The following is a 21733-nucleotide window of genomic DNA, read 5'->3' as shown; positions in this document are numbered from 1 at the left end:
GCGAGGAGGAGCACAGCGTACCAGGTGGTCGATCCGAATTGCATGGGGTGGGGGAAGGGGCAGGGGACTACGCCAACCGCGCCGCCCGCGTTCGCAGTCCGCGGGCGGAGTTCTCGCGACCTCCCGTGGCCGCCGTCCGGCGCGGCGCCAGAGGCCTCTGGCGGCTATCGAAAGTCCGGGACGAAGGCGATGTCGCTCTCGCCGCGCTCGATCTGTGTGACCAGGATGCGCTCGCCGCCTGGCAAGACCGCGAGGCCGGGTTGGTCCGGCACGTCGGAAACCTGCGCCACGTCCTCGCGCACGTTCCGGCCCGTTTCGACGCGGACGACGAGGGCGCCGCCGTCGATTCGGCGTTCCAGCACGTAAGCCCAGGCGCCATCTACGGTCCAGTTCGCCCAGTCTGCGGGCGCGACGTTGGCGCGGAGCCGCGTGATGCTGTTGTCGCGCGCGATGCCGTCCGGCCCAGGCGGGAGCCGCCAGAGGCCGTTCCGGTCGTGCCGCACGACGAGGAGCGCGCCGTCCGACGCCTCCATCGCGCTCACGCCGCCGTAGCGCGTGATTACTTGCGCGTCGCCGCCAGCGGCGGGCATGCGGTAGATCTGCCACGTATCGGTCCGCTGGCTCGCGAAGTAGATCCACTCGCCGTCGCGGCTCCAACTCGGCGCCACCTCGTCTCCGGGGTCGCTCGTGAGCGTGCGCACCTCGCCGTCGGCGCCGACGATGAAGAGGTTGGTGTCGCCCTGCTGTCGGCGCGCGGCGAGCACGATGGATTGCCCGTCTGGGCTCCAGCGTGGCGTGCTCACGCGCGGGCCGTTGAACTGCGTGAGGCGGCGCGGATTCTCGCCTCTGGCGTCGGAGACCCACACTTCGTGCGAGCCGGAGCGCGTGGAGACGAACGCGATCTTGCTCCCGTCACGGGACACGTTGGGTTGCGTGTCCTCGCGCGTGGAGGAGAGTAGGGGGACGGGCTCGCCGCCGGGGTACACCCCCACGATCTGCGTGCGTGAGAGGCGCCGCGCGAACGCGAGGCCGGACCCGTTGTCGGCGATGGACGGCTCCGAGACCTCGCCGCCGTCGGTGCCGAGCGCGATCCACCGCGGACGCCCACCGTTGACGCCGATGCGCCAGAGGCCCGCCGCACCGTCGCGGTTGGCGGCGTAAACGATCTCGCGGCCATCGGCGCTCCAGTCCAGGCCGGTCACGCCTTTCTGTTCTAGAACCAGCCGGGAGACCGTCCCGCCCGAGGCGGAAACCGTGCACACGTCCTGGCGGCCATCCAGAGCCGTGCGGACAAACGCGAGCCGCAAGCCGTCCGGGCTGAACGCAGGGTCGAGGTCGCCCGGGTAGGTCGCGGGCGGGGCGGTGAGGCGTTGGGGTGCGCTCCCATCGAGCGGGAGGAGGTGCACGCCAAAAGCGCCGGAGCCGCCCTGGCGCCCGGCGAACGCGAGCCGCAAGCCGTCCGGACTCCACACGAGGTTGCGCACCTGGAACCGCTCCAGGTCGCTGAGGAGCGCGGGCGTCCCGCCAGAGGCCGAGACGGTGTAGACGCCGCAGCCGTCTTCGGTGCAGCGCGCGAACGCGAGGCGCTCGCCGTCCGGGCTCCACGCCGGGCTGTGATCGTCGGCCGGGCTGTCCGTGAGCTGCTGCATCGAGCCCGCGGCTTCTTCGGAGGCGTCCTTGATGTAGATGTTGAACGGCTCATCCCCTCCGCCATCCCACGCAAACGCCACGCGCGAGCCGTTGGGCGAGAGCGCGGGGTCCCGCTCCACGCCGGGAAGGCTGGTCACGGGCACGGCCGCCAGAGGCCGGAACTGCGAGGTGTACACGCGGATGGCGATAAACGCCCCGGCGCCCACGAGCGTGAGCGCGAGCAGGATGCCCAAAACGAGGCTCAGCCGCCGCCTCTGGCGCCGCCGCAAGAGGTCCGCGCGGCGGCTCTCGCGTGCCGAGGCCGGAGCGCCCGCGCGGCCGCCGGTGATGCGCGCGCCAGCGGCGATGCGCGTGTCGGCGCGGGCCTCTGGCGCGTCCTCCACGTCGGCGATGAGGCGGTAGCCGCGCTTGCGGATCGTCTCGACGTAGGACGGATTGCGGGCGCGGTCGCCGAGCGCTTTGCGGAGCTCGGAGATGCACCGCGCGAGCACGTCGTCGGTGACGATGGTGCCCTCCCACACGTCGGCCATGAACTCGTCCCGCGTGACGGTCTCGCCGGGGCGGCGGGCCATGCACACGAGGACCTCCATCACCTTCGGCTCAATGCGGCGCACCTCGTCCCCCCGCCGTAAGCGGTTGGCCATCGGTTCCACCTCCCACTCGCCGATGCGGAGGCGGGTGGGCAGCGGAGCGGCCGACGTGAGAGGGGGCGTCGCCTGTTCCATAAATGCCGGGGCGCGGGAGCTGCTGTCCCGCGAAAGCCAGGGCCGAGCCAACGTGCGCGCCTCGCGCCGTCGTGCCCGATCCCGGATGGGGAGGATAGAGGCATGGGCCGCAGGTGTCCACTATCCACGGCGAACGGAATCCGCCCGTTCCCTCTGTTTTCGCCTCCCTCAGGTATTCCTCAGACACGCCACACGCCTTCCCCATCTGATTCGGGCCCTTTTGTCCGCATCCTGCCTCCGGTCACCGACACGGCGCCCCGCCCCACTATGACACGCGACTTCCTCATCCGCTGGAGCATCGCACTCGTCGTCGGGCTCGCCATCGCGCCTCTGGCGCAATCGTTCGAGGACCGCTTGCTCTTTGCCAACGCTGGCGCCGACCCGATCCCTGAGCGCACCCTGGTGCGCTCGCCGGACCAGCCCCGCGGCGTCCTCCATCACTACGTGGTACCGGGGAAGGTATCGGAGGACGCCGCGGGCGCTGCTGGCGCCACGCTCTCGACGGACGCCTCGGCAGGGGGCGTTGTCATGAGCCCTACAGACTGACCTGAGACCGGCTGCGCGACTGGCGTCACCTCACCAGCGACCCGCGGGGCTGTGTCCACCACCACTGCCACGCGAGGCCGATCGCATTTCTTGTCGGTCTCGCCGAGCCCACATCCTTTGCCCGGGGGATGTGGGCTCTTCTTTTATGTGCCTCCCCGCCGAGCCTCTGGCGCCAGAGGCGACCTACGCTGCGGGCGAAGCGGCGTCGAACCGGATGGCCTCTGGCGGGACGGCCTCCGTGAGCCACACGCCGTTCGTCGTGAGGTAGAACGCCGCGCCGCGGGCGTGGAGCGAGGCGGCATCCACCTCCAAAATGACGGGCGCGCCACGGCGGCTGCCGACGCGGACCGCGGTCTCTCGGTCGGGGGAGAGGTGAACGTGGTGGCGCTCCATCGGGCGGAGGCCTTCGCGGCGGATGGCAGGAAGCGCCCGCGCGACCGTGCCGTGGTATAGCGTCGCGGGGGGCTCGGCGGGCGCGAGGCCGAGATCGACCGGTACCGAGTGCCCCTGGCGGGCGCGGATCCGCGCGCCGTCCGGGCTGATCTCGAACCGGCGCTTGTCGTTGGTCTCCACCACGCGCTGCAACGCCTCTGGCGAGATCGGCACGCCAGCGGCCTCGGCGCCCAGCAAGAGGTCGCCGATGTCCGTCCACCCGTTGGAATCCAACGTGACGCCAGCGGCCTCGGGCTTGTGGCGCAGCACGAGCGAGAGGAACGTGCTGAGGCGGCGGTCGGACATCGGCGCCAGAGGCTACTCGGCGACGTAGATCGGCGCGCCGTCCAGGACCGTCATCACGACCTCGGTGTCGAGGATGGCCTCTGGCGGGACGCGCATGAGGTCCTGCGAGAGGATCACGAAGTCGGCCCGCTTGCCAGCTTCCAGGCTGCCGACCATGTCTTCCATGAAGCCGGCGTAGGCGGCGTCGAGCGTGAAGCCGCGCAACGCTTCCTCGCGCGAGAGCACCTGGTTGCCGTACCAGCCGCCTGCGGGGGCATCCTCGGCGTCCTGGCGCGTGACCGCGGCGTGGAAGCCGAGCAGCGGGCTCACGCGCTCGACCGGGAAGTCGCTGCCGAGCGCAAGGCGCGCGCCGGCGTCGATCAGACGGCGCCACGCATAAGCGCCGCGCACGCGGTCCGCGCCGACGCGGGTCTCGGCCCACGGCATGTCGCTCGTGGCGTGCGTCGGCTGCACGCTCGCGATCACGCCGAGGTCAGCCGTGCGCTGGATGTCGTCCAGCGAGACCACCTGCGCGTGCTCGATGCGGTGGCGTCCGGCGCCAGAGGCCGCGCCCGTCTCGGCCATCGCGGACTCGTAGGCGTCTAGGACGGCGCGGTTCGCGCGGTCCCCGATCGCGTGGGTGTTGACCTGGAGGCCACAGGCCATCGCGTCCGCTACGACGGATTCGAGCACCTCTGGCGACATAAAGAGCAGGCCGGTGTTGCCGGGCTCGTCGGCGTACTCCGCGAGAAGCGCGGCGCCGCGGCTGCCCAGTGCGCCGTCGGCGTAGACCTTGACGGAGCGGACGACGAGCCGCTCGTCGTTGATCATGTCCGGGTACTGCTCGCAGAAAGCGGGGAAGACCTCTTGCGAGACCATCGCGTAGTTGCGGATGCCGAAGCGGCCCTCTGCGGCGAAGGCCCGGTACATGTCGATCAGGGCGAGCGGGATGCCGGCCTCGTGAACGCCCGTGAGACCGAATCGCGCCGTTTCCTCCAGCGCGCGCGTGAGCGCCTCCTCGTAGAACGCCGCATCGGCTTCGGGCACGCTCGCGCCCACGAGGTCCATCGCGCCGTCCACGTACACGCCGGTCGGGAGGCCTCTGGCGTCGCGGATTGTCGCGCCGCCCTCGCGGTCGGCGGGCGGCTCGGCGTTGGGGTCTACGCCAGAGGCGCGGAGGGCGGCGGTGTTCGCCCAGCCCGCGTGTCCGTCGATGCGGACGAGCCAGACGGGCCGCGTCGGGAACGCCGCGTCCAGGTCGGCGCGCGTGGGGAAGGGCTCGCCCTCCCCCCAGTCGTTTTGGTCCCAGCCGCGGCCGGTGAGCCACGCGCCCTCGGGCAGGTCGGCCTCGAAGGCCGTCAGTCGCGCGATCACATCGGCTTTGGACGTGGTCCCCACCAGGTCCGCCTGCAGCAGCGACGTGCCCAGGTTCATCAGGTGCGCGTGCGCGTCGATCAGGCCCGGAATGACCGTGTGGCCCTTGGCGTCCACCTCGGGCCACGTGTACATCGCCGTGAGGTCCTCCCGCGAGCCCACGGCCGCGATCACACCCGTCGGGTCAACGGCGATGGCGTCGGCCATCGGGTTCGCGTCATCGACGGTGTAGATCCGCGCGTTGGTCAGGATGTACGGCGGCAGGTCTGGCAGCGCCAGAGGCTGCGCAAAAACGGGGGCGGCGAGAAGCGCGAGGAGAACGGCGGCGAGGCGCATGGAGATCGGTCGGCGTGGGGAGAGGAAAGAAACGACGAGACGGACGGCGACGCCTCTGGCGCCAGAAGCACGCTCGGTTAGGCCGCGCCAGAGGCCTCGCGCTCCAGCAGCAGCGTTACGGGGCCGTCGTTGAGGAGCCGAACGTCCATGTGTGCGCCAAAGCGCCCGGTCGGGACGGGGCGGCCGAGCGTGTCCGCCAGCCGCGCGACGACGCGTTCGTACAGCGCCTCGGCCTCTTGGGGCGCGGCGGCGCTCGAAAAGCTGGGGCGCGTGCCCTTTTTGAGCGAGCCGTAGAGCGTGAACTGGCTCACGACGAGCGCATCGCGGCCGGTGTCGGCGAGGGAGAGGTTCATGCGCCCGGTCTCGTCCGGGAAGACGCGGAGCGCCGCGATCTTGTCCGCGATCCAGTCGGCCTCTTGCGCGGTGTCGCCGGTGCGGACGCCGAGCAGCACGAGCAGGCCCCCCTCGATCGCGCCGGTTTCCTCGCCGTTGACCGTGACCGACGCGTTCGCGACGCGCTGCACGAGCGCTCTCATGTGCGGTCGGCCATCCAGGCCGTGAAAGCGTCCAGCGCGCGGCCGCGGTGCGAGATGCCGTTTTTCTCCGCCGCGTCCATCTGCGCGAACGTCCGCCCGTCCCCATCGGCGGGCACAAAGACAGAGTCGTAGCCGAAGCCGCCATCGCCAGAGGCTTCTGGCGCGATGGTGCCCTCGCACACGCCGTCGAAGAACTCGACGCCCGCTTCGTCTGCGAAGGCGAGGACGGTTCGGAAGCGCGCGGCGCGGTCGGTGCGGCCACTCAGCGACGCGAGGAGCTTCTGGCGGTTGGCTGCGTCGTCCGCCTCGGGGCCCGCGTACCGCGCGGAGTGGACGCCCGGGGCGCCGCCGAGCGCGTCGACTTCCAGGCCCGTATCGTCGGCGAGGGACGCCTCGCCGGTGTGCTCAAACAGCGCGCGCGCCTTTTTTTCGGCGTTGCCGCGTAGCGTGTCCCGGTCCTCGTCCACCTCGGGCGCGCCCTCCACGCCAGAGGCCGATACGAGGTCGATGCCGAGGCCAGAGAGCCGGGCGTCGAGTTCGGCGACTTTGCCGGGGTTGCGGGTGGCGAGGACGAGGCGCATGGGGAGGGGAGGGGAGCGCTCGAAACTACCGGCCTCTGGCGCTGAGCGTACGCCGGCCCCTTCGGCCCGTTTTCACCGTTCATGGGCGTTGGGTTCGTTGGTTCAGGGGCCGGTACCGGCTACTTTGTCCGACCGTGCGTGGCATCCCCGCACCTCGTGTCCCCATCTCTAGACTGTACATCGGTTTGGCCATCGGCATCAAAGTTCGCGACAAGGAGTCCATCGACCGCGCCCTGCGCCGTTTCAAGCGCACCGTGAACCGCGCCCGCGTCCTGCGCGAGTTCCGCGACAACCTCGCCTTCACCAAGCCCTCCGACGTCAAGCGCGTTGAGCGCAAGGAGGCGTACAAGAAGGCCAAGCGCGCATCGCGCCGCTACTACTGAGCCCAGGTAGATAGTCAGGCGCGCGCCAGAGGCTCGGTCTCGGCGGCATCCCTGGCGTTAGCTCTACTGTCAAGCCCGTTCCGGATGCCGGGGCGGGCTTTTCCTGCGTCCGGCCACGAGATCGTATGTGGGCCTCTGGCGCCAGAGGCCAAACAAAACGCCCCCGCCAGAGACTGACGGGGGCGCGTGTCGGGATGGCGGGATTTGAACCCACGACCTCCTCGTCCCGAACGAGGCGCGCTACCGGGCTGCGCCACATCCCGAGGGTGTTCACGAGCGCCAGAGGCGCTCCGAGAAGGGACCGCAAAGTAGGCCTCTGGCGTCGCGCGTCCAACCGGAGACGACGTGAAGCGAGAGGCCTCTGGCGCCAGAGGCTGCCTCACGAACCCCCAGTTTGTCATCGCGAGCGAAGCGCGGCAATCCCGGAATGCCGAGCGCTTGGGATCACGGGGGCCGCGCCGTTGCGCGTCTCGCGAGGACACCGGTTCTGCGAGGACGTCTCAGTCGTCGCCGTACATCTCCTCCACGAGCGCGGCGTGGCGCACCTCGATGGCCTTGCGCTTGGGCTTCATCGTCGGCGTGAGCAGCTCGTTCTCGACCGAGAACTCCTCGTCTACGAAGCGGAAGTCGCGGATCTTCTCGTGCGAGGCAGCGCCTTTGGAGTACTCGCGGAAGATGCCGTCGTAGATCTCGCGCGTGGCCTCCTCGCCGCTGGCGCCGCGCGCCTTGAGCTCCGTCGCCAGAGGCTCCTCGGCCGGTACGACGAGCGCCGTGAGGTACGACCGGCCTTCGCCGATCACGAGGATCTGCTCCACGAGCGGGTTCGTCGCGAAGTGCTCCTCAATGGGGCCGGGGTAGATGTTCTTGCCGCCGCGCGAGACGATCATGTGCTTGATCCGGTCCGTGATCCGGAGGTAGCCGCCTTCGAAGCGGCCCACGTCGCCGGTCTTGAACCAGCCCTCGTCGTCGAACACCTCGGCCGTCTCGTCTGGACGCTTCCAGTAGCCGCGCATCACGTTGGGTCCTTTGGCAAGGATCTCGCCCGCGCCGGTCGTGAGGTCGGGCGTGTCGCCCTCGGTCCCGGTAAGCTGCCCGATGATGTGGCCCGTCTGCAGGTCCCGAATGGCGACGGTGACGCCCGGGAAGACGTGCCCGACTGTTCCGTAGATGGGCGCCTCAACGGGGTTGGCCGCTAGGATGGGCGAGGTCTCGGTCAGTCCGTAGCCCTCGACGAGCGAGAGGCCGGCGGCCTCGAAAAATTCCCCGATCTCGCGCGGGAGCGCCGCGCCGCCGCTGACGGCATAGCGGACACGCCCGCCCAGCTTCTGGTGCAGGGCGGAGAACACCAGCTTTTGCGCGAGCGCGTATTGCGGCCCCAGGAGGACACCCGGCGATTTCCCCCGCCTCTGGCGATCCGCGACCGCTTTCCCCGTATCGACGGCCCACGCGAAGATGCCGCGCTTGAGAAGGCTGCCATCGCTGACCGACTTCTGGATGGTGGCGTAGATCTTTTCAAACACGCGCGGGACCGAGATCAGGATCGTCGGCTGCACCTCGGGGAGGTTTTTCGAGACGCTGTCGATGCTCTCGGCGTACGCGATCGTCGTGCCGCCGCCCAGCATGGCGGTGTAGCCGCACGTCCGCTCAAAGGCGTGGCTGAGCGGGAGAAACGAGAGGTGGATGTCGTCCTCGTAGATGTCCAGCGCGCCGTGCGCAGCCTTCGCGTTGGAGCAGAGGTTTTCGTGCGTGAGCTCCACGCCCTTCGGGTTGCCCGTCGTGCCCGAGGTGTAGATGAGGACGGCCAGGTTCTCTGGCGTCACGCTCCGACCCATCTCGGCGATCTCCTCGCCAGAGGCGTCGAGGTGGGCACGGCCTTCCTCCATCGCGGTCTCCCACGTCGCCAGAGGCAGCGCCTCGCGCACCTTGCGCGGCTCCGCCATGCTCACCACGACTTCCAGGCTCGCCGACTCCTGGTGCGCTTTGTCGGCCTTGCGGAGCTGCAAGCCGGTAGAGACCACGAGCACCTTCGCCCCGCTGTCTTCCAGGATGTAGGCGACCTGACTGGCCGGGACCGTGGTGTACAGGGCGACCGTCACGGCGCCGAGCGACTGCACGGCGAGGTCGGTCACGGCCCACTCCGGCCGGTTCTCCGAGAGCAACGCGACGCGGTCCCCCTTGCGGACGCCTCTGGCGTGGAGGAAGCCCGCGAAGGCCCGGACCTGCTCCGCGAGCGCGTCGTGCGTGATGTCGGTCCACTCCTTGGACGCTTTGTCCTTGTAGCGGAGAGCGGCGTGATCCGAGCCCGCGTAGCGCGCGGTGACGTTGTCGAACAGCTCGGGAAGCGTGTCGAAGTCGACGACGAGAGGCATAAAACCGGGTGCAGAGGGAGGGCGCCATGATAGGGCCTCTGGCGCCAGAGGTCAGCGGCGAGCCGGCCCTATACAGCTTCGGCCCGCTCCCAGAGGGGAACGGGCCGAACAGTCTGAATTTCCAGAGAGCTACTCCGTGTCGCGCTGGCGAAGGCGACGCGCCGCGTATCCCGCGCCTGCGAGAGCCAGAAGACCGAGGCCGCCGTCAAGGGGCACGTTCGGTGGTGGCGGAGGCGGAGGCGGAGGGCCAGGGCCGAAGTTGTCTTCCGACGCCTCAGAGGTAGAGGTGGAGGACGACGCCCAATCCGGAACGGACTGAGCCACGGCCGATCCTGCGAACAGGAAAGCGAGGGCGAAGGCGAAGAAAAGGCGGGGCATGGACGGGGGGGCGAGAGCGGTCTCTTCAGATATACGGGTTTCGGCCGCGAACGGGGTCATCTTAAACCCAAGTCCGGCAAACGGTGCAGTCCTTTCAGGATGCCTTAGCTAGTGTACGGCGGAGATCCTAACTGGCAACGTGAACAATCGGTACTCAAAAGCGCTTCCAGGCCTTCGTCTCCGTCTGAACCCGAACGAAAAGCTTATGACAGCCTCTGGCGTCCGTTCCTGCCTTTCCCGTGAAGTCAAAGCTCAAGCGCTCCGTTTGGGCTTCGATCTGGTGGGGATCGCGCGAGCCGAGCGCCTAGATGCCGAAGCTAGGCGCCTGGAGGCGTGGTTGGATGCCGGCCGTCACGGCGGCGAGGCCGGCGCGATGCCGTGGATGGACCAGAACTTTGACAAGAGAATCGACCCGCGTGAGCTGGTGCCGGGCGCGAAAAGCGTCGTCAGCGTGGCGCACACCTACCTCGCACACGCCCCCGAGCCGCTGGCGGACGCCGACGCTCTCGCCAGAGGCGTCGGCAAAGTCAGCCGCTACGCGTGGGGCGACGACTACCACGACGTGCTGAAGGAGAAGCTGGCCGAGCTCTTCGACTGGTTGGACACGGCCTCTGGCGGCGCGGGCGGGCGCGCGTTCGTGGACTCCGCACCCGTCATGGACAAAGCGTGGGCGCAACGCGCCGGCATCGGGTGGATTGGCAAAAACACGAACCTCCTCACGCGCTCGCACGGCTCGTTCGTGTTTCTGGGCGAGCTCATCGTGGACGTGGACCTGGAGCCCGACGACCCGTTCGCGGCGGACCACTGCGGAAGCTGCACGCGCTGCCTGGACGCCTGCCCGACGGATGCACTGGACCAACCCTACCAGATCGACGCGACGCGCTGCATTTCGTATCACACCATCGAGCAGCGCGGCGCTGCGTGGCCGCCCCAGGCGCAGGAGCTGGCGAAGGAGTTTGGCCCGTGGATCTTCGGCTGCGACATCTGCCAGGACGTGTGCCCGTGGAACAAGTTTGCCCGTGAGACCCGCGACGCCCGCTTCCAAGCCCGCCCGGAAGTAGCCGAGACGCCTCTGGCGACGTGGCAGGAGATGGACCTGGAAGCGTTCCGGCAGCGGCTCCGCAAGAGCCCTCTCAAGCGGACCACGCCCGAGGGCATGGCGCGAAATGCGGCCAACGCCGAAGCCAACGCGCGCCGCTGGCGCGAGCAGAACGGGTAGCGGCCCCTGGCGCTACCGCGCGACCGTCAGCCCCGCGCTCACCGCCCCGTCCTTGGTCTCGGCGCGGACGACGTAGACGCCAGCGGCCCACCCCGACGTGTCCACCTCCCACGCGTGCTCGCTTCTGGCGGGACTGGCGCCAGAGGCCACCCTCGGGCCGCCGTGCCTACGCCCGAAGCCCTATACCGCCTCTGGCGTCGCGTCCAACTCCGCGTCGGAGAGCGCGGCCATGTGTGGCGCGGCCACAGACCGGTCCGTCTCGACGGACCCATCGCGGAGGCGCACCACGCGGCGGGCGTGCTCGGCGATGTCGTCCTCGTGCGTGACCACGATGATGGTGTTGCCGCTGCGGTACAGCTTCTCGAAGAGGCGCATGATCTCGTCGCTCGTCGTGCTGTCCAGGTTGCCGGTCGGCTCGTCGGCCAGGAGGATGGCGGGGCGGTTGACGAGCGCGCGCGCCACGGCCACGCGCTGCCGCTGCCCGCCCGAGAGCTCGTTGGGCTTGTGGTCCATCCGGTCCCCGAGCCCGACCGAGCGCAAGACGTCACTCGCGCGCTCGCGGCGCTCCTTGCGCGAGACGCCGGCGTACACCAGCGGGAGTTCCACGTTCTGGATGCAGTCCTGGCGCGGGAGCAGGTTGAAGGTCTGGAAGACGAACCCGATCTCGCTGTTGCGCACCTCGGCCAACTGGTCGTCCGTGAGGCGCGAGACGTCGCGATCGGCCAGCCGGTACATCCCCCTCGTGGGCGCGTCCAGGCAGCCGATGACGTTCATCAGCGTGCTCTTGCCGCTGCCCGACGGTCCCATGATGGCGACGTACTCGCCTTTCTCGACTTCCAGCGAGCACCCGCGCAACGCGTGCACCTTCTGGGTGCCCATGGTGTAGGTCTTCCAGACGTCGGCGATTTCGATGACAGGCATGGGGGCGGGGAAGCGGCCAACAGGGAGTGGCCCGTGACAGGGAAAGGCGTTGGGATCGGGCGCCAGAGGCCTCTGGCGTGTGGACAGCGGCGAGTGAGCGCCGCCTCTGGCAGCTTGACTCCGCGCCAGAGGCCGCGCTGCTTTGGCTACTGGCTACTGGCTACTGGCTACTGGCTACTGGCTCACTCCTCCTTGACCGCATCGCCAGAGTCCAGCGTGGTGCGGAGAAGTTTGAAGGGGCCGGTGACGACCGTTTCGCCGCCTGCCAGGCCGGATGTGATCTCGATGTGCGTGTCGTCCGCGATGCCGGTTTCGACCAAGCGCATCTCGGCCTTGCCGTCTACCACCACGAAGACCACGCGGCGGAGGTCTTCCTCTTCCGGGACGGCGTCGGGGTCGGCGGTCTCGTCGCCCTTGGCGTTTGCCGTTTCGAGACTGTCCCGGCGGATCGCGTTCAGATCGCGCACGGTCACGGCCTGGATGGGCACGACGACGGCGTTGGGGACTGTCCGCGTGAACACGTCCACCGTCCCGTTCATGCCCGGCCTCACGCGCACCGACGGCGCCCGAGGCGTGCGCTCTTCGCCCGAGGCGGCGAGCGTGACGCCCTCTGGCGTCTCGCCCGAGGCGAGGATGGCGATCGTGACCGGGAAGTTGGTGGAGGCCTGGCCGCTGGCGTTGGGCGCCGTGCGGGCGCTCGTCGCGATCTCGCTGACGACGCCGACGAGCGGGTCGTCCGGGAACGCGTCCACTTCGACGCGGGCACTGTCTCCCAGCGCGAGGTTCGCCACGTCGGTCTCACTCACCTCGATCTCGATGGTCATGTCGTTGAGCTGCGCGATGCGGAGCAGTTCGGTGCCCGCCATCGTGGCCGTACCGACCACGCGCTCGCCGGCTTCGACGTTGAGGTAGGTGACGGTCCCGCTCATGGGCGCGTAGATCGCCGTCTGCGCGAGCTGCTGACCCGCCTGCTGCGCGCTGGCCTGCGCGCTGGAAACCCGAGCTTCGGCGCCGCGAATCCGCGCCTGCGCGCTCGCGATGCGGGTGTCGAGCGTTGCGAGCCGGGCCTTTGCCGCCTGCTCGGCCGCGCGGGCCTGCTCAAAGGCGCCTCTGGCGTTCTCCAACTCGACCTCGCTGCCGAGCCCCTGGTCCAGCAAGGATTGCTGGCGGTCCATCGTGCGCTGCGCGCGGTCTCGCTCGGCCGTGGCCTGCGCGATGTCGGCCTGGAGCTGCCCGCGCTCGGCGGCCACCTGCGCGGCGTCCGCGCGCGCGGCCTCCACATCCGTCTGCGAGGCGCGCACGCCCGCGAGCGCCTGCTGCCGCTGCGAGGCGTACGTGTCTGGGCGGATGCGGAGCAGAAGTTGTCCGCGCTCCACGGCGTCGCCTTCTTTGACGCCCACGAAGATGACCTCACCTGAGACGTCCGGCGAGATGCTCACCTCGCTCTCGGCCGCGACCACGCCAGAGGCGGTCACCGCCTGGGTAATCGGGCGCACGCGCGCCTCGGCGGTCTCCACCTCGACGCCGTCCTCTCCGCCGCCGCCGACCACCACGGCCACGACGACCAGGAGCACGACGGCCACACCGAGGGCGATCAGGAGTTTCTTCGTTGGGGACATGGGTGGGATGCGTCAGGATGCGGGAGGGGCCTCTGGCGCCAGAAGCCAGAGCGCGGGCGCGCCAGCGGCGCTAGGGGATGAGGTCGGTGATCTCGTCGCCGGTGGCGAGGCGGAGCAGCGCGCGGCGAAAGACGAGCGTGTACGCGGACTGCGCGCGCGCCGCCAGCGCCTCGGCGAGGCGGCCGCGGGCGTCGGCGAGGTCGTACGGCGTGGTCACGCCGAGGCTGTAGCGGGCCTCCTCCGCGTCCACTGCTGCCTGGGCAGCCTCGACGCGGGCGTTGGCGGCGTCCAGGCGCGCCTCGGCCCCTGCGATCTCGACGGCGGCGAGCCCGATCTCCGCCGAGACCGAGCGGCGCAGCGCGTCCAGCTCGACGCGCGCGTTTTCCGATTGGAGGCGGGCCTCCTGCCTCTGGCGCCGCGCCGCGAAGCGGTCGAAGATGGGGACCGTCACGCTGATGCCGAGGCTGCCGCTGCGGTTGTCACCGAGCTGGCTGAAAAACGGCGTCGTCTCAAACTCGAAGTCCGGCTGCTGCGGGACGACAAACGGGACGCCTCCCAGGAGGACCGGCGAACCGTCCGAGAGCGTGACCGGGAGCAGCGTGGGCTCAGCGTCCGGGTTGGTCAGGCGGCTGGCGAGGCTGGAATATCCCGTCCCGATCTGGCCGAAGGCGCTCACGTTGGGCCGCGAGGCCGTCCGCGCAAGCGCCTCGCCTGCCACGGCCGCGTCCACGGCGATCTCTTGAGCGCGCAGGTCCTGGCGCGAGTCCAGCGCCGCCTCTACGAGCGCGGCCACCTCTGGCGCGGCGAGGTCCAGCAGCCCGGCGGCCTCCAGCTCTTCCAGCGTCGGTCCGACAAACGTCACCTCCGCCAGAGGCCCAAGCCCGAGCCGGTCCAGCAGACGCACCTGGTCTCGCGCGATGGAGGCGGTCGCTTCAGCGAGGGCGGCCACGCGCTCGGCTACGGTCGCGCGGGCAGCGGGGAGGTCGCTTTCGGGCCTCGCGCCAGCGGCCACGAGGCGCTGCGCGCGGTCCAGCTGCTGCCGCGCGGCCTCCAACTGCTCGGTCTGGATCTCGACCAGCTGCCGGTCCAGGAGGAGCTGCAAAAAGCGGTCGGCCACATCGGCCGCGACGGTCTGGCGCGTCCGCTCGCCAGAGGCCTCGGCGGCGGCGCGGTCGAACTCGGCCTGCCGCACGAGCGCCCGCGTTCGGCCGCCGTCGTAGATCTGCACGTTCGCGCTCAGCCCCGTGTTGAAGCTCTCAACGGTCTGGGAGACCAGCTGGCCGGTGGTCTGGTCAAAGGAGAGGCCGTAGCTCTGTGACGGCTGCGCTGAAAAACTGACAGACGGCAACCGCTCCGTCCGGGCGCCGCTGATGGCGAGCCCGCGGCCCTCTTCGGCCAGCTCTGCGCGCGCGACCTCTGGGCTCGTGCGCAACGCTAGCGCGATGGCCTCTTCGAGCGTGATCCCGCCAGAGGCCTCTGGCGGCAGCGAACCGTCGGGTTGCGCCCCGGCGGTCTGCACCACCTGAGCGTGGAGGAACGCGGGGAACAGGAGCGCGGCGAGGGCGAGGGCGGATCGAAGGCGCATGATGGGGGAGAGGGTCGCGGCTCTCAACGGGCGCGGCGCCGCGAGGTTACGCGGCGCCAGAGGCGGGGTGTGGAAGCTAGTGGCGCGGGCCTCTGGCGTATGAGGCGTGGCCTCGCGCGCGGCCCCGTGGCTAAAACCGTCCCGTCACACCCAGGCCTCCCGTCCAGCGCGTCAGCGAGTCGTCCCAGATGTAGCCCAGCGAGGCCGAGACGCCGAAGCCAGAGCGCACCTCGCGCTGGACCCGGCCGTTCACCACCCAGGACGGCCGGATCTCCAGCCCACCTGCCGCCACAACCGGCTCCCGCCCACGCCCGACGGTGACCTCGGCGAACGGAGCCGTCAGCCCGCCGACGCCGTCGAAGAGGTAGCGCGCCGAGAGCGAGGTGGAAACCGCGATCGTCTCGTCCAGCGTCGCGACGCCTCTGGCGCGGACGGTCCAGTTGCCGACGTACTTCGCGACGGAGCCGGTCCCTAGCGTGGCGGCGCTGCTCGCGGTGACGATGTGCCTCGCACCCAGAGAGGCCTCCCAGCCCGTGCCGACGACCGCGTAAGCCTCGGCGAGGAGGTCCAGACGCGGCACGCCAGAGGCCTCGGGCGCCCACTGCGCGCGCAGGTTGCCGTAGCCGCGGGTGCCCGCGCGGGCGTACAGGTCCGTCGCGACAAAGGGGTCGGTAAAGCCGTTGCGCGAGACGGTCCCGCCTTCCAGCGAGGCCGCCCCGGCTGAGAAGCGGCGCTGCACGACCAGGCGCTCCTCGTGCCACGCCTCGCGGTCGGCGCGGAACACGTCGGCGTTGAAAAAGGCGCCGCCGCCCCAGCCGCTCTGCGCGCTCGCGCCGGAGGCCAGGAGCACGGCTGCCACGGCGCACACCCACAGGCAGAGCGCGCCTCTGGCGCCAGAGGCGTGGGCGGGGGGCGTCGGAGGGCGGTAGGGCAAAGGAGCGGAATGCGTAGGCATCAGGCCGGGTCGGCGGTGTTGAAGCCGGAGCGGGTCATCTCGCCCCAGGAGGTGTCGCCACGGAGGAACTTCCAGAAGCCGCGCACGCGCCACCAGACGGTGAGTTGGCGGTACCCGAGGTTCTCCACGACGGTGAGCGCGAGCAGCATGAGCAGATCGGGGAGCGAGGTGTAGCGCCGGAACGCGTACTGCTCCAGCGCCAGCGCCGCGATGGACTGCGCGAGCCCGAGCACGAAGGCCAGCGCCAGAAGCAGCGCCGCCATCGGCACGTTGATAATGCCGAGCCACAGCGAGAGCGCGAACGCGACGTAGCCGCACACCTCGATCACCGGCCCCATCATCTCGACGATGAAGAAGACGGGCAGCGAGACCATCCCGATGCGACCATAGCGCGGGTTGAGCAGCATCGCGCGGTGCTTCCACATCACCTCCATGCCGCCCTTGTGCCAGCGGTCGCGCTGCTTGCCGAGCACCTTGAGGTCGGAGGGGCACTCGGTCCACGAGACGGCGTCCGGCACGTACTCGATCTTGTACGGGATCCCCGCTTCGCGGTAGTGCCGGTGCAGGCGCGCAGTCACCTCGAAGTCCTCGCCCGTCGCGTCGGTGTCCAGCCCGCCAACGGCCACGAGCGCCTCACGGCGGAACAGCCCGAAGGCGCCCGAGATCAGCGGCAGCGCGTGCGCCGCGTTCCACCCCACGCGCGCCGAGGCGAATGCCCGGATGTATTCCAACACCTGGAAGCGGGGGATCCACTTGTTGGGAAGCTGAATCCGCGTCACGCGCCCAAACCGCACGGTGCAATCGTTCACGATGCCGATCGTGCCGCCAGCGGCGATCGTCGTCGCGTCTTTGAGGAACGGCTGCACGATGCGGTGCAGCGCGTCCGGCCCCAGGAGGCTGTCGCCGTCCAGCGTGCACAGCAGCGGCGTCCGGCAGTGGTTGATGCCCACGTTGATGGCGTCCGCCTTGCCGCCGTTCTCCTTGTCGATCAGCCAGAGGTCCGGGCGGCTCCGGCTGCGGTACGCCGTGCGGATGGCGGCGGTCGGGATCGTGGCCGTGGCGGAGCGCATGGCCTCCTCCATGTCGAACGCGGCAATGAGCCGCTCAACGGTGTCGTCCTTGCAGCCGTCGGCCACGACGAGCACGTCCTTTGTCGGGTAGTCCACGCCGAGCAGCGCGCGCACGGCCTCTACGCACACCATCGCCTCGTTGTACATCGGCGCGATCAGCGTGATCGGCGGCGAGGTCGCCGATGCCGCCACCTCGTCCACGTAGAACGTGCTGGACCACCGCCGCAGCTTGAGCAGCGCCGGGAGCGCCAGCAGCGTCGCCGTGGTGTAGCTCACCGCCACGAGCACGAAAAAGCCGAACACGACCCAGTCGGCGACCCAGACGATCTGGCGCAGGGTTTCCATCATGTCTCGGCGGGGGAGTAGCCGGCCTCCGCGAGCGCCTGCCGCGCGATCGCCGCCTCTGGCGCGTCGCCAGAGGCCACGGTCTGCAACGAGGCTACGCGGCCAGATTCGATCAGGCCTCTGGCGGCCCGCAGCGACACCCACGAGGACTCGTCGCGGAGCGCGTACTCGATGCGGGCGGCGTCGATGGGCGAGAGGCTCAGCGCCGAGAGCGCGCTGATGGCGTGGAGGCGGAGGACGGGGTCCTCGTGGTCGCAGAGGGGGCGGATCGCGTCGGCGTGGCCCGGCCCGCCGATGTCGCGCAAGAGGCGCAGGACGGCCGCCCGCACCTCGCGGTCGGCGTCTTCGGCCAGCACGCGGGCGGCCGGTTCGGCCGCCGGGACGTACACGAGCCGCCGCAGCGCCTCGGCGCAGGAGACGCGCGCGAGGTCGCTCCGCGTCGCGTCCATGAGCGCGGCCTGGAGAACGGCGCCGCCGCGCACGCCGAACAGCGCCAGCATGGCCGCGAGCGACCCGGCGCCCCAGGACTCGAACCGCTCCAGCGCGTCGATCACCAGCCGCCGCGAGACCGCGTCGCCGGAGCGCGCGAGCGCCCGCGCAACCGTCATGGCGACCTCCAGCGAGGGGTCCCAGAGCAGCGGCCGGAGCCTCTGGCGCTCCTGCGGTCCGCCCACCAAGCCGACGAGGTGCGCCGCGAGCGCGCGCTGGTCCGCGCGCGGGTGCGAGAGCAATTCCAACGCCGCGCCGAGGTGCAGGCTCGCGGCCTCGGCGAGGACCCGGCGGCTCTCGCCGCCCAGCCGGAGCGCGTACGCCACGATAAGCCGGAAAAAGTCCAGCCTCTCGCGCGGGGTCACCATGAGGCCGAGAGATCGCGGGTCCCGCTCGCCGGCCAGCATGTCCAGTAGCATCGGCTCCCAGCGCGCCCAGTTCCGGTCGCGCCGGGCGTCAGCTTGCGTTCCCATCCATTGCGCGACGATCGCCGCGATGACCAGCCCACCCGCCAGCAGGATCATCGCGACCAGGGCCAATGTGATCAGGCGCGAGAGGGGAATGGTAGCGAGGGAGAGCATCATGGCCGCACCCGGGGGCGTCGTGCCAGGCGCGCCACGCTCGCGCTCAGCGCAACCAGCGACAGGGGGCGCACCATCACGTTGTCCGCGTCCAACGCGTACGCCCGCGCCAGAAGCGAGTCGTTCCCCGGCCAGCACAGCACGCCAATGCCGATGTCCGAGGGCCCTGCTTCGCCCAGTCGCACCCGCCGGACGAGGTCCAGTCCATCCACGCCCACCAACACGGCGTCGATAATGGCGACGTCGAACGCCTGCGTGCTCAGCGCGTCCATCGCGGCCACGCCGTCCCGAACGGCCGTGACGTCCATCCCGTCTCGCGTAAGACGGTGATGGACGACTCGTGCCGTGAGCTCGTCGCCCTCCGCGAGGAGAACGCGAGGTCTCGGGGGCTGGGGACGGACGATCCAACTGCTCGGTGGTGGGACAGCGGAGCTCACACGCGCGTGCCCGGTGGCCAGTGCGCCTGCCAGGTCGGCTGGGACAACATGCGAGCGGCGGCCTCTGGCGGGACAGGCCGTGAGAAGTAGTAGCCCTGCCCGAGCGGGCAGCCCGCATCCCGGACCGCCTGGAGTTGCGCGAAGGTCTCGATGCCCTCGGCGGTGACGCGAAGACCGATCTCCTTGGCGAGGTCGCTCACGGCGCGCACGATGGCGCGGGCCTGCGCCGAGTTCTCCAGGTCCGACACGAACGAGCGGTCGATCTTGAGCGCGTCCACCGGCAGGCGGTGCAGCAGGCCGAGCGAGGAGTAGCCGGAGCCGAAGTCGTCAATGCTCAGCTTGAGGCCGTGGTTGCGGAGGCGGTCCAGCGCACCCGCGGCGGCGTTGGACTCCACGAGCGCGCGCTCGGTCAGTTCGAGGACGAGCCGGTCGGGCGAGATGCCAGCGGCCTCCGCCGCAGAGCGCGCGCGCTCTGCTAGGCTTTCCCGCAGGAACGTCTGGTCCGAGCAGTTGACGCTGATGGTCAGAAACGCGTTGCTGTCTGCCCCCCACGTCCCGATCTCGCGGCACGTCGCGTCCAGCACCCAGCTGTCGATCTCGGCCACGAGGCCAAGCTCTTCCGCCAGAGGCAGGAAGTGGAACGGCGCGAGAAGGCCTCGGACGGGGTCCTGCCAGCGCACGAGCGACTCGAACCCGGCCAGCTCGCCAGAGGCGAGGTCCACGATGGGCTGGAAGTGGACTCGGAGCTCGTCCTCCGCGATGGCGCGGCGGAGGTCCCGCTCCAGCGAGAAGCGCGCCGCGGCCTGGATGTGGAACGATGGCTCGAACGCGACCGATCGGCCGCGGCCCTGCCGCTTGGCCTCGTACATCGCCGTGTCGGCGTCGCGGAGTAGCGCCTCCGGATCGGTGTAGTCCTCCGCGCCCAGCACGATGCCCACGCTCGCCGTCGGCGTGAGCAGGTGAGGTCCGATCGTGACCGGCCTCTGGACCGCTTCCACGAGGGCGGCGGCAACGGCCTCGGCCTCTGGCGCCGAGCCGGGGAACACGACGGCGAACTCGTCGCCCCCGAGACGGGAAACGGAGCCGGGCTCAGCGACCGCCGCCATCGTGACGGCCACGTGTTCGAGCAGCTTGTCCCCGACCTCGTGGCCGAGCGAGTCGTTCACGGTCTTGAAATGGTCGAGGTCAATAAAGAGGACCGCGAACGGCTCTTTCATCTCGATGGCCGCACCGATCAGCTCGCGGAGCCGGAGCCGGTTGGGAAGCTTGGTCAGCGCGTCGTGGTTCGCCTGGTGCCACAGCCGCGCTTCCAGTTCGCGGTGCTGCGTCTCGTCCCGCACGACGGCGAGCAGTCCGTTTTCCCGCCCCTCAGCGTCGTAGAGCGTGCTCGCGGAGACGGAGACCAGCCGCCGCGTTCCGTCCGGGCAGGTGTACGTGAGGTCTTGCGCCTCTTCCGAGGCCTGTCGGAGCGCCTCTTGGGCCGGAAACGTGCCGTCTCCCTCCGGCTGTGCCGGTCCGAAGTCGTAGTGCAGTACGTCCTTGAACCGCTTGCCGAGCACGGCGTCGGGGGGGAGGCAGTGCAACACGGAGGCGCCCTCGTTCCAGTACGTCACGTAGCCCTCGGCGTCGAGCGCGACGACGGCCTCCGAGACGTGCGCGAGGACGTTGGACTGGAAGCGGGTCTGCTCCTGCGCCTCGCGCCGCCGCGTCACGTCGCGGATGGCCGTCAGCCGGACCGTTCGGCCTTTGTAGGGCGCCGGGCGGCCTTGCACCTCGGCCCAGAACCTCGTCCCGTCGCGGTGGAGCAGGACCACCTCGTACGGCTCGGGGCGGTTCGCGAGGTTCATCTCCGCGACCTTCGCCAGTGACTCCGGCGGCACGAGTTCCGCCAGAGGCAGCCCGATGCAGGCCTCTCGCGACTCGAAGCCGATCATGTGCGCGCCCTGCTCGTTACAGTCCAGCACGCGGCCGTGCTCGGAAAAGAAGATGCCCTCGAAGGTGGCCTCGCCGAGCGCGCGCAGCCGCCGCTTGCTCTCGATGTACGCCTGCTCCCGGTCCTCGCGCTCAATGGCCCCACCGACCCACAGCGCCAGAAGCCGCAGCAGGTCGTCGTCGGCCTCGGTCAGCGGCGCCGTGCGCGGCGCGGCGGAGGAGAAGCTGAGCGTGCCGTACACCTCGCCCCGCACCACAATAGGGATCCCGACGTAGCTCTCCAGCCCGAACGCGCTGTAGCACGGGTGGCGCCGGTGTGGGGACGTCGCCATGTGGTCGATCTCGAAGAGGTCGCTACCGGAGACCGTCAGCGCGCAGTACGTCTCGCCAAGGTCGAACTGGGCTCCGGCGTCCAGGTCCGCCTCTGGCGCGTGGCACGAGCGCACGGTGTAGGTCTGCCCCTCGATCCGGCTGCAGATGGCGATGTCGTAGCCGAGAAGGTCGGCGGTCAGGCGGAGCGCCTGCCGGATGGTGTCCTGGAACGGGGCGTTCTGGGAGGTGACCGTGGCGAGAAGCCGGAGGCGGTCGGCCTGGGCGGAGCCGTTCAGGTCGCCCCGCCGCCGACGGTCGGCGTGGAGCCAGCCGGTGACGCGCCCGTCCTCGGCCATCCCTTCGGCGCCTCGCGTGCGCGAGAGGTAGATCCACACCGGCTCATCGGAAGCGGAGTGGATGCGGAGGCTGGTCTCGTCGATCTCGCCCGAGCGGACGCGGCGGAGCACCTCCTCGGCGGCCTCGCGGTCGTTCTCGTGGAAAAGCGCCGCGAAGGGCTGCCCGACAAAGGCGTCGTGCGCGAGACCGGTCAGCGACGCGGCCTCTGGCGAGAGCGCCACGAGACGTCCGGAGGCGTCGATCGCGACGGCGCCGTCGGTTGTAGGGGAGTGGGGCATGGGCAGGGGGGGCGTGACCTTCCCTATGCATGATGCAT

At 70.2% G+C, this 21733-nt stretch carries 20 protein-coding genes and 1 tRNA gene; 3 read left to right on the top strand and 18 right to left on the bottom strand.

Annotated features, from left to right (window positions below; translation table 11 throughout):
* Positions 1–164: 164 nt before the first annotated feature.
* Entirely contained in the window at positions 165–2294 is a 2130-nt protein-coding gene (locus BSZ36_RS13305; RefSeq protein WP_179271191.1) for a winged helix-turn-helix domain-containing protein, read from the bottom strand.
* Between the two features lie 348 nt (positions 2295–2642).
* On the opposite strand from BSZ36_RS13305, the gene BSZ36_RS13300 reads away from it, so the two are divergent.
* The gene (locus tag BSZ36_RS13300) at positions 2643–2921 is read left to right on the top strand and encodes a hypothetical protein (protein WP_094549758.1); all 279 of its coding nucleotides are present in this window, start codon (positions 2643–2645) and stop codon (positions 2919–2921) included.
* A gap of 183 nt (positions 2922–3104) precedes the next feature.
* Here BSZ36_RS13300 and BSZ36_RS13295 read toward each other — a convergent pair whose 3' ends face one another.
* The 4 genes from BSZ36_RS13295 to rdgB all read right to left on the bottom strand — a co-directional run bounded on the left by BSZ36_RS13295 (position 3105) and on the right by rdgB (position 6465).
* Complete coding sequence (locus BSZ36_RS13295; protein WP_094549755.1) at positions 3105–3659, bottom strand: RNA 2'-phosphotransferase; 555 nt, start codon at positions 3657–3659, stop codon at positions 3105–3107.
* Positions 3660–3671: 12 nt separating this feature from the next.
* A complete protein-coding gene (locus BSZ36_RS13290) occupies positions 3672–5348 on the bottom strand; it encodes an amidohydrolase (RefSeq protein ID WP_094549753.1) in 1677 nt (558 codons plus the stop codon).
* 77 nt (positions 5349–5425) lie between these two features.
* Positions 5426–5884 (bottom strand): D-aminoacyl-tRNA deacylase, encoded by a 459-nt coding sequence (gene dtd / locus BSZ36_RS13285; RefSeq protein WP_094549751.1) that lies wholly within the window; start codon positions 5882–5884, stop codon positions 5426–5428.
* Complete coding sequence (rdgB, locus tag BSZ36_RS13280; protein ID WP_094549749.1) at positions 5881–6465, bottom strand: RdgB/HAM1 family non-canonical purine NTP pyrophosphatase; 585 nt, start codon at positions 6463–6465, stop codon at positions 5881–5883. Before rdgB ends, dtd begins: the two co-directional genes overlap by 4 nt.
* 185 nt (positions 6466–6650) lie before the next feature.
* Between rdgB and rpsU the strand changes: the two genes are divergently transcribed.
* Positions 6651–6848 (top strand): 30S ribosomal protein S21, encoded by a 198-nt coding sequence (rpsU, locus tag BSZ36_RS13275; protein WP_094549747.1) that lies wholly within the window; start codon positions 6651–6653, stop codon positions 6846–6848.
* A gap of 189 nt (positions 6849–7037) precedes the next feature.
* Here rpsU and BSZ36_RS13270 read toward each other — a convergent pair.
* From BSZ36_RS13270 to BSZ36_RS20160, 4 genes are all read right to left on the bottom strand, one after another.
* Positions 7038–7111, bottom strand: a tRNA-Pro gene (locus BSZ36_RS13270).
* A gap of 7 nt (positions 7112–7118) precedes the next feature.
* Complete coding sequence (locus BSZ36_RS19510) at positions 7119–7268, bottom strand: hypothetical protein (RefSeq protein WP_179271190.1); 150 nt, start codon at positions 7266–7268, stop codon at positions 7119–7121.
* An 80-nt stretch (positions 7269–7348) separates the two neighbouring features.
* Positions 7349–9217, bottom strand: a complete 1869-nt coding sequence (locus tag BSZ36_RS13265; protein ID WP_094549745.1) for an AMP-dependent synthetase/ligase — start codon at positions 9215–9217, stop codon at positions 7349–7351.
* Between the two features lie 129 nt (positions 9218–9346).
* Positions 9347–9595 (bottom strand): PID-CTERM protein-sorting domain-containing protein, encoded by a 249-nt coding sequence (locus BSZ36_RS20160; protein WP_094549743.1) that lies wholly within the window; start codon positions 9593–9595, stop codon positions 9347–9349.
* A 205-nt stretch (positions 9596–9800) separates the two neighbouring features.
* Here BSZ36_RS20160 and queG point away from each other — a divergent pair, with 205 nt between their 5' ends.
* Entirely contained in the window at positions 9801–10814 is a 1014-nt protein-coding gene (queG, locus tag BSZ36_RS13255) for a tRNA epoxyqueuosine(34) reductase QueG (protein WP_094549741.1), read from the top strand.
* Positions 10815–10826: 12 nt separating this feature from the next.
* Here queG and BSZ36_RS19505 read toward each other — a convergent pair whose 3' ends face one another.
* From BSZ36_RS19505 to BSZ36_RS13215, 9 genes are all read right to left on the bottom strand, one after another.
* Positions 10827–10964: a hypothetical protein gene (locus BSZ36_RS19505; RefSeq protein WP_179271189.1), complete on the bottom strand. Its 138-nt coding sequence runs from the start codon at positions 10962–10964 to the stop codon at positions 10827–10829.
* A 30-nt stretch (positions 10965–10994) separates the two neighbouring features.
* Positions 10995–11735, bottom strand: a complete 741-nt coding sequence (locus tag BSZ36_RS13250) for an ABC transporter ATP-binding protein (protein WP_094549739.1) — start codon at positions 11733–11735, stop codon at positions 10995–10997.
* Positions 11736–11917: 182 nt separating this feature from the next.
* Positions 11918–13354, bottom strand: a complete 1437-nt coding sequence (locus BSZ36_RS13245) for an HlyD family secretion protein (protein WP_094549737.1) — start codon at positions 13352–13354, stop codon at positions 11918–11920.
* Positions 13355–13424: 70 nt separating this feature from the next.
* The gene (locus BSZ36_RS13240) at positions 13425–14939 is read right to left on the bottom strand and encodes a TolC family protein (RefSeq protein WP_094549735.1); all 1515 of its coding nucleotides are present in this window, start codon (positions 14937–14939) and stop codon (positions 13425–13427) included.
* 130 nt (positions 14940–15069) lie between these two features.
* Positions 15070–15894, bottom strand: coding sequence for a YaiO family outer membrane beta-barrel protein (locus BSZ36_RS13235; RefSeq protein ID WP_094549733.1), 825 nt, complete (start codon positions 15892–15894; stop codon positions 15070–15072).
* Positions 15894–17312 (bottom strand): glycosyltransferase family 2 protein, encoded by a 1419-nt coding sequence (locus tag BSZ36_RS13230; protein ID WP_218827666.1) that lies wholly within the window; start codon positions 17310–17312, stop codon positions 15894–15896. The genes BSZ36_RS13235 and BSZ36_RS13230 overlap by 1 nt, the downstream gene beginning before the upstream one ends.
* Positions 17309–18382: a HEAT repeat domain-containing protein gene (locus BSZ36_RS13225; RefSeq protein WP_094549729.1), complete on the bottom strand. Its 1074-nt coding sequence runs from the start codon at positions 18380–18382 to the stop codon at positions 17309–17311. The genes BSZ36_RS13230 and BSZ36_RS13225 overlap by 4 nt, the downstream gene beginning before the upstream one ends.
* Positions 18379–18816 carry a response regulator transcription factor gene (locus tag BSZ36_RS13220; protein WP_179271188.1) on the bottom strand — a complete coding sequence of 146 codons (438 nt, stop codon included), beginning with the start codon at positions 18814–18816 and terminating at the stop codon, positions 18379–18381. The genes BSZ36_RS13225 and BSZ36_RS13220 overlap by 4 nt, the downstream gene beginning before the upstream one ends.
* On the bottom strand, positions 18813–21695 hold the full coding sequence (locus tag BSZ36_RS13215) for an EAL domain-containing protein (protein WP_094549725.1): 2883 nt from the start codon (positions 21693–21695) through the stop codon (positions 18813–18815). The genes BSZ36_RS13220 and BSZ36_RS13215 overlap by 4 nt, the downstream gene beginning before the upstream one ends.
* Positions 21696–21733: the final 38 nt, after the last annotated feature.

The organism is Rubricoccus marinus (assembly GCF_002257665.1).
GTDB lineage: Bacteria > Bacteroidota > Rhodothermia > Rhodothermales > Rubricoccaceae > Rubricoccus > Rubricoccus marinus.
The sequence above is the reverse complement of the archived record's forward strand: the minus strand, read 5'-3'. Positions and strand labels throughout refer to the sequence as shown.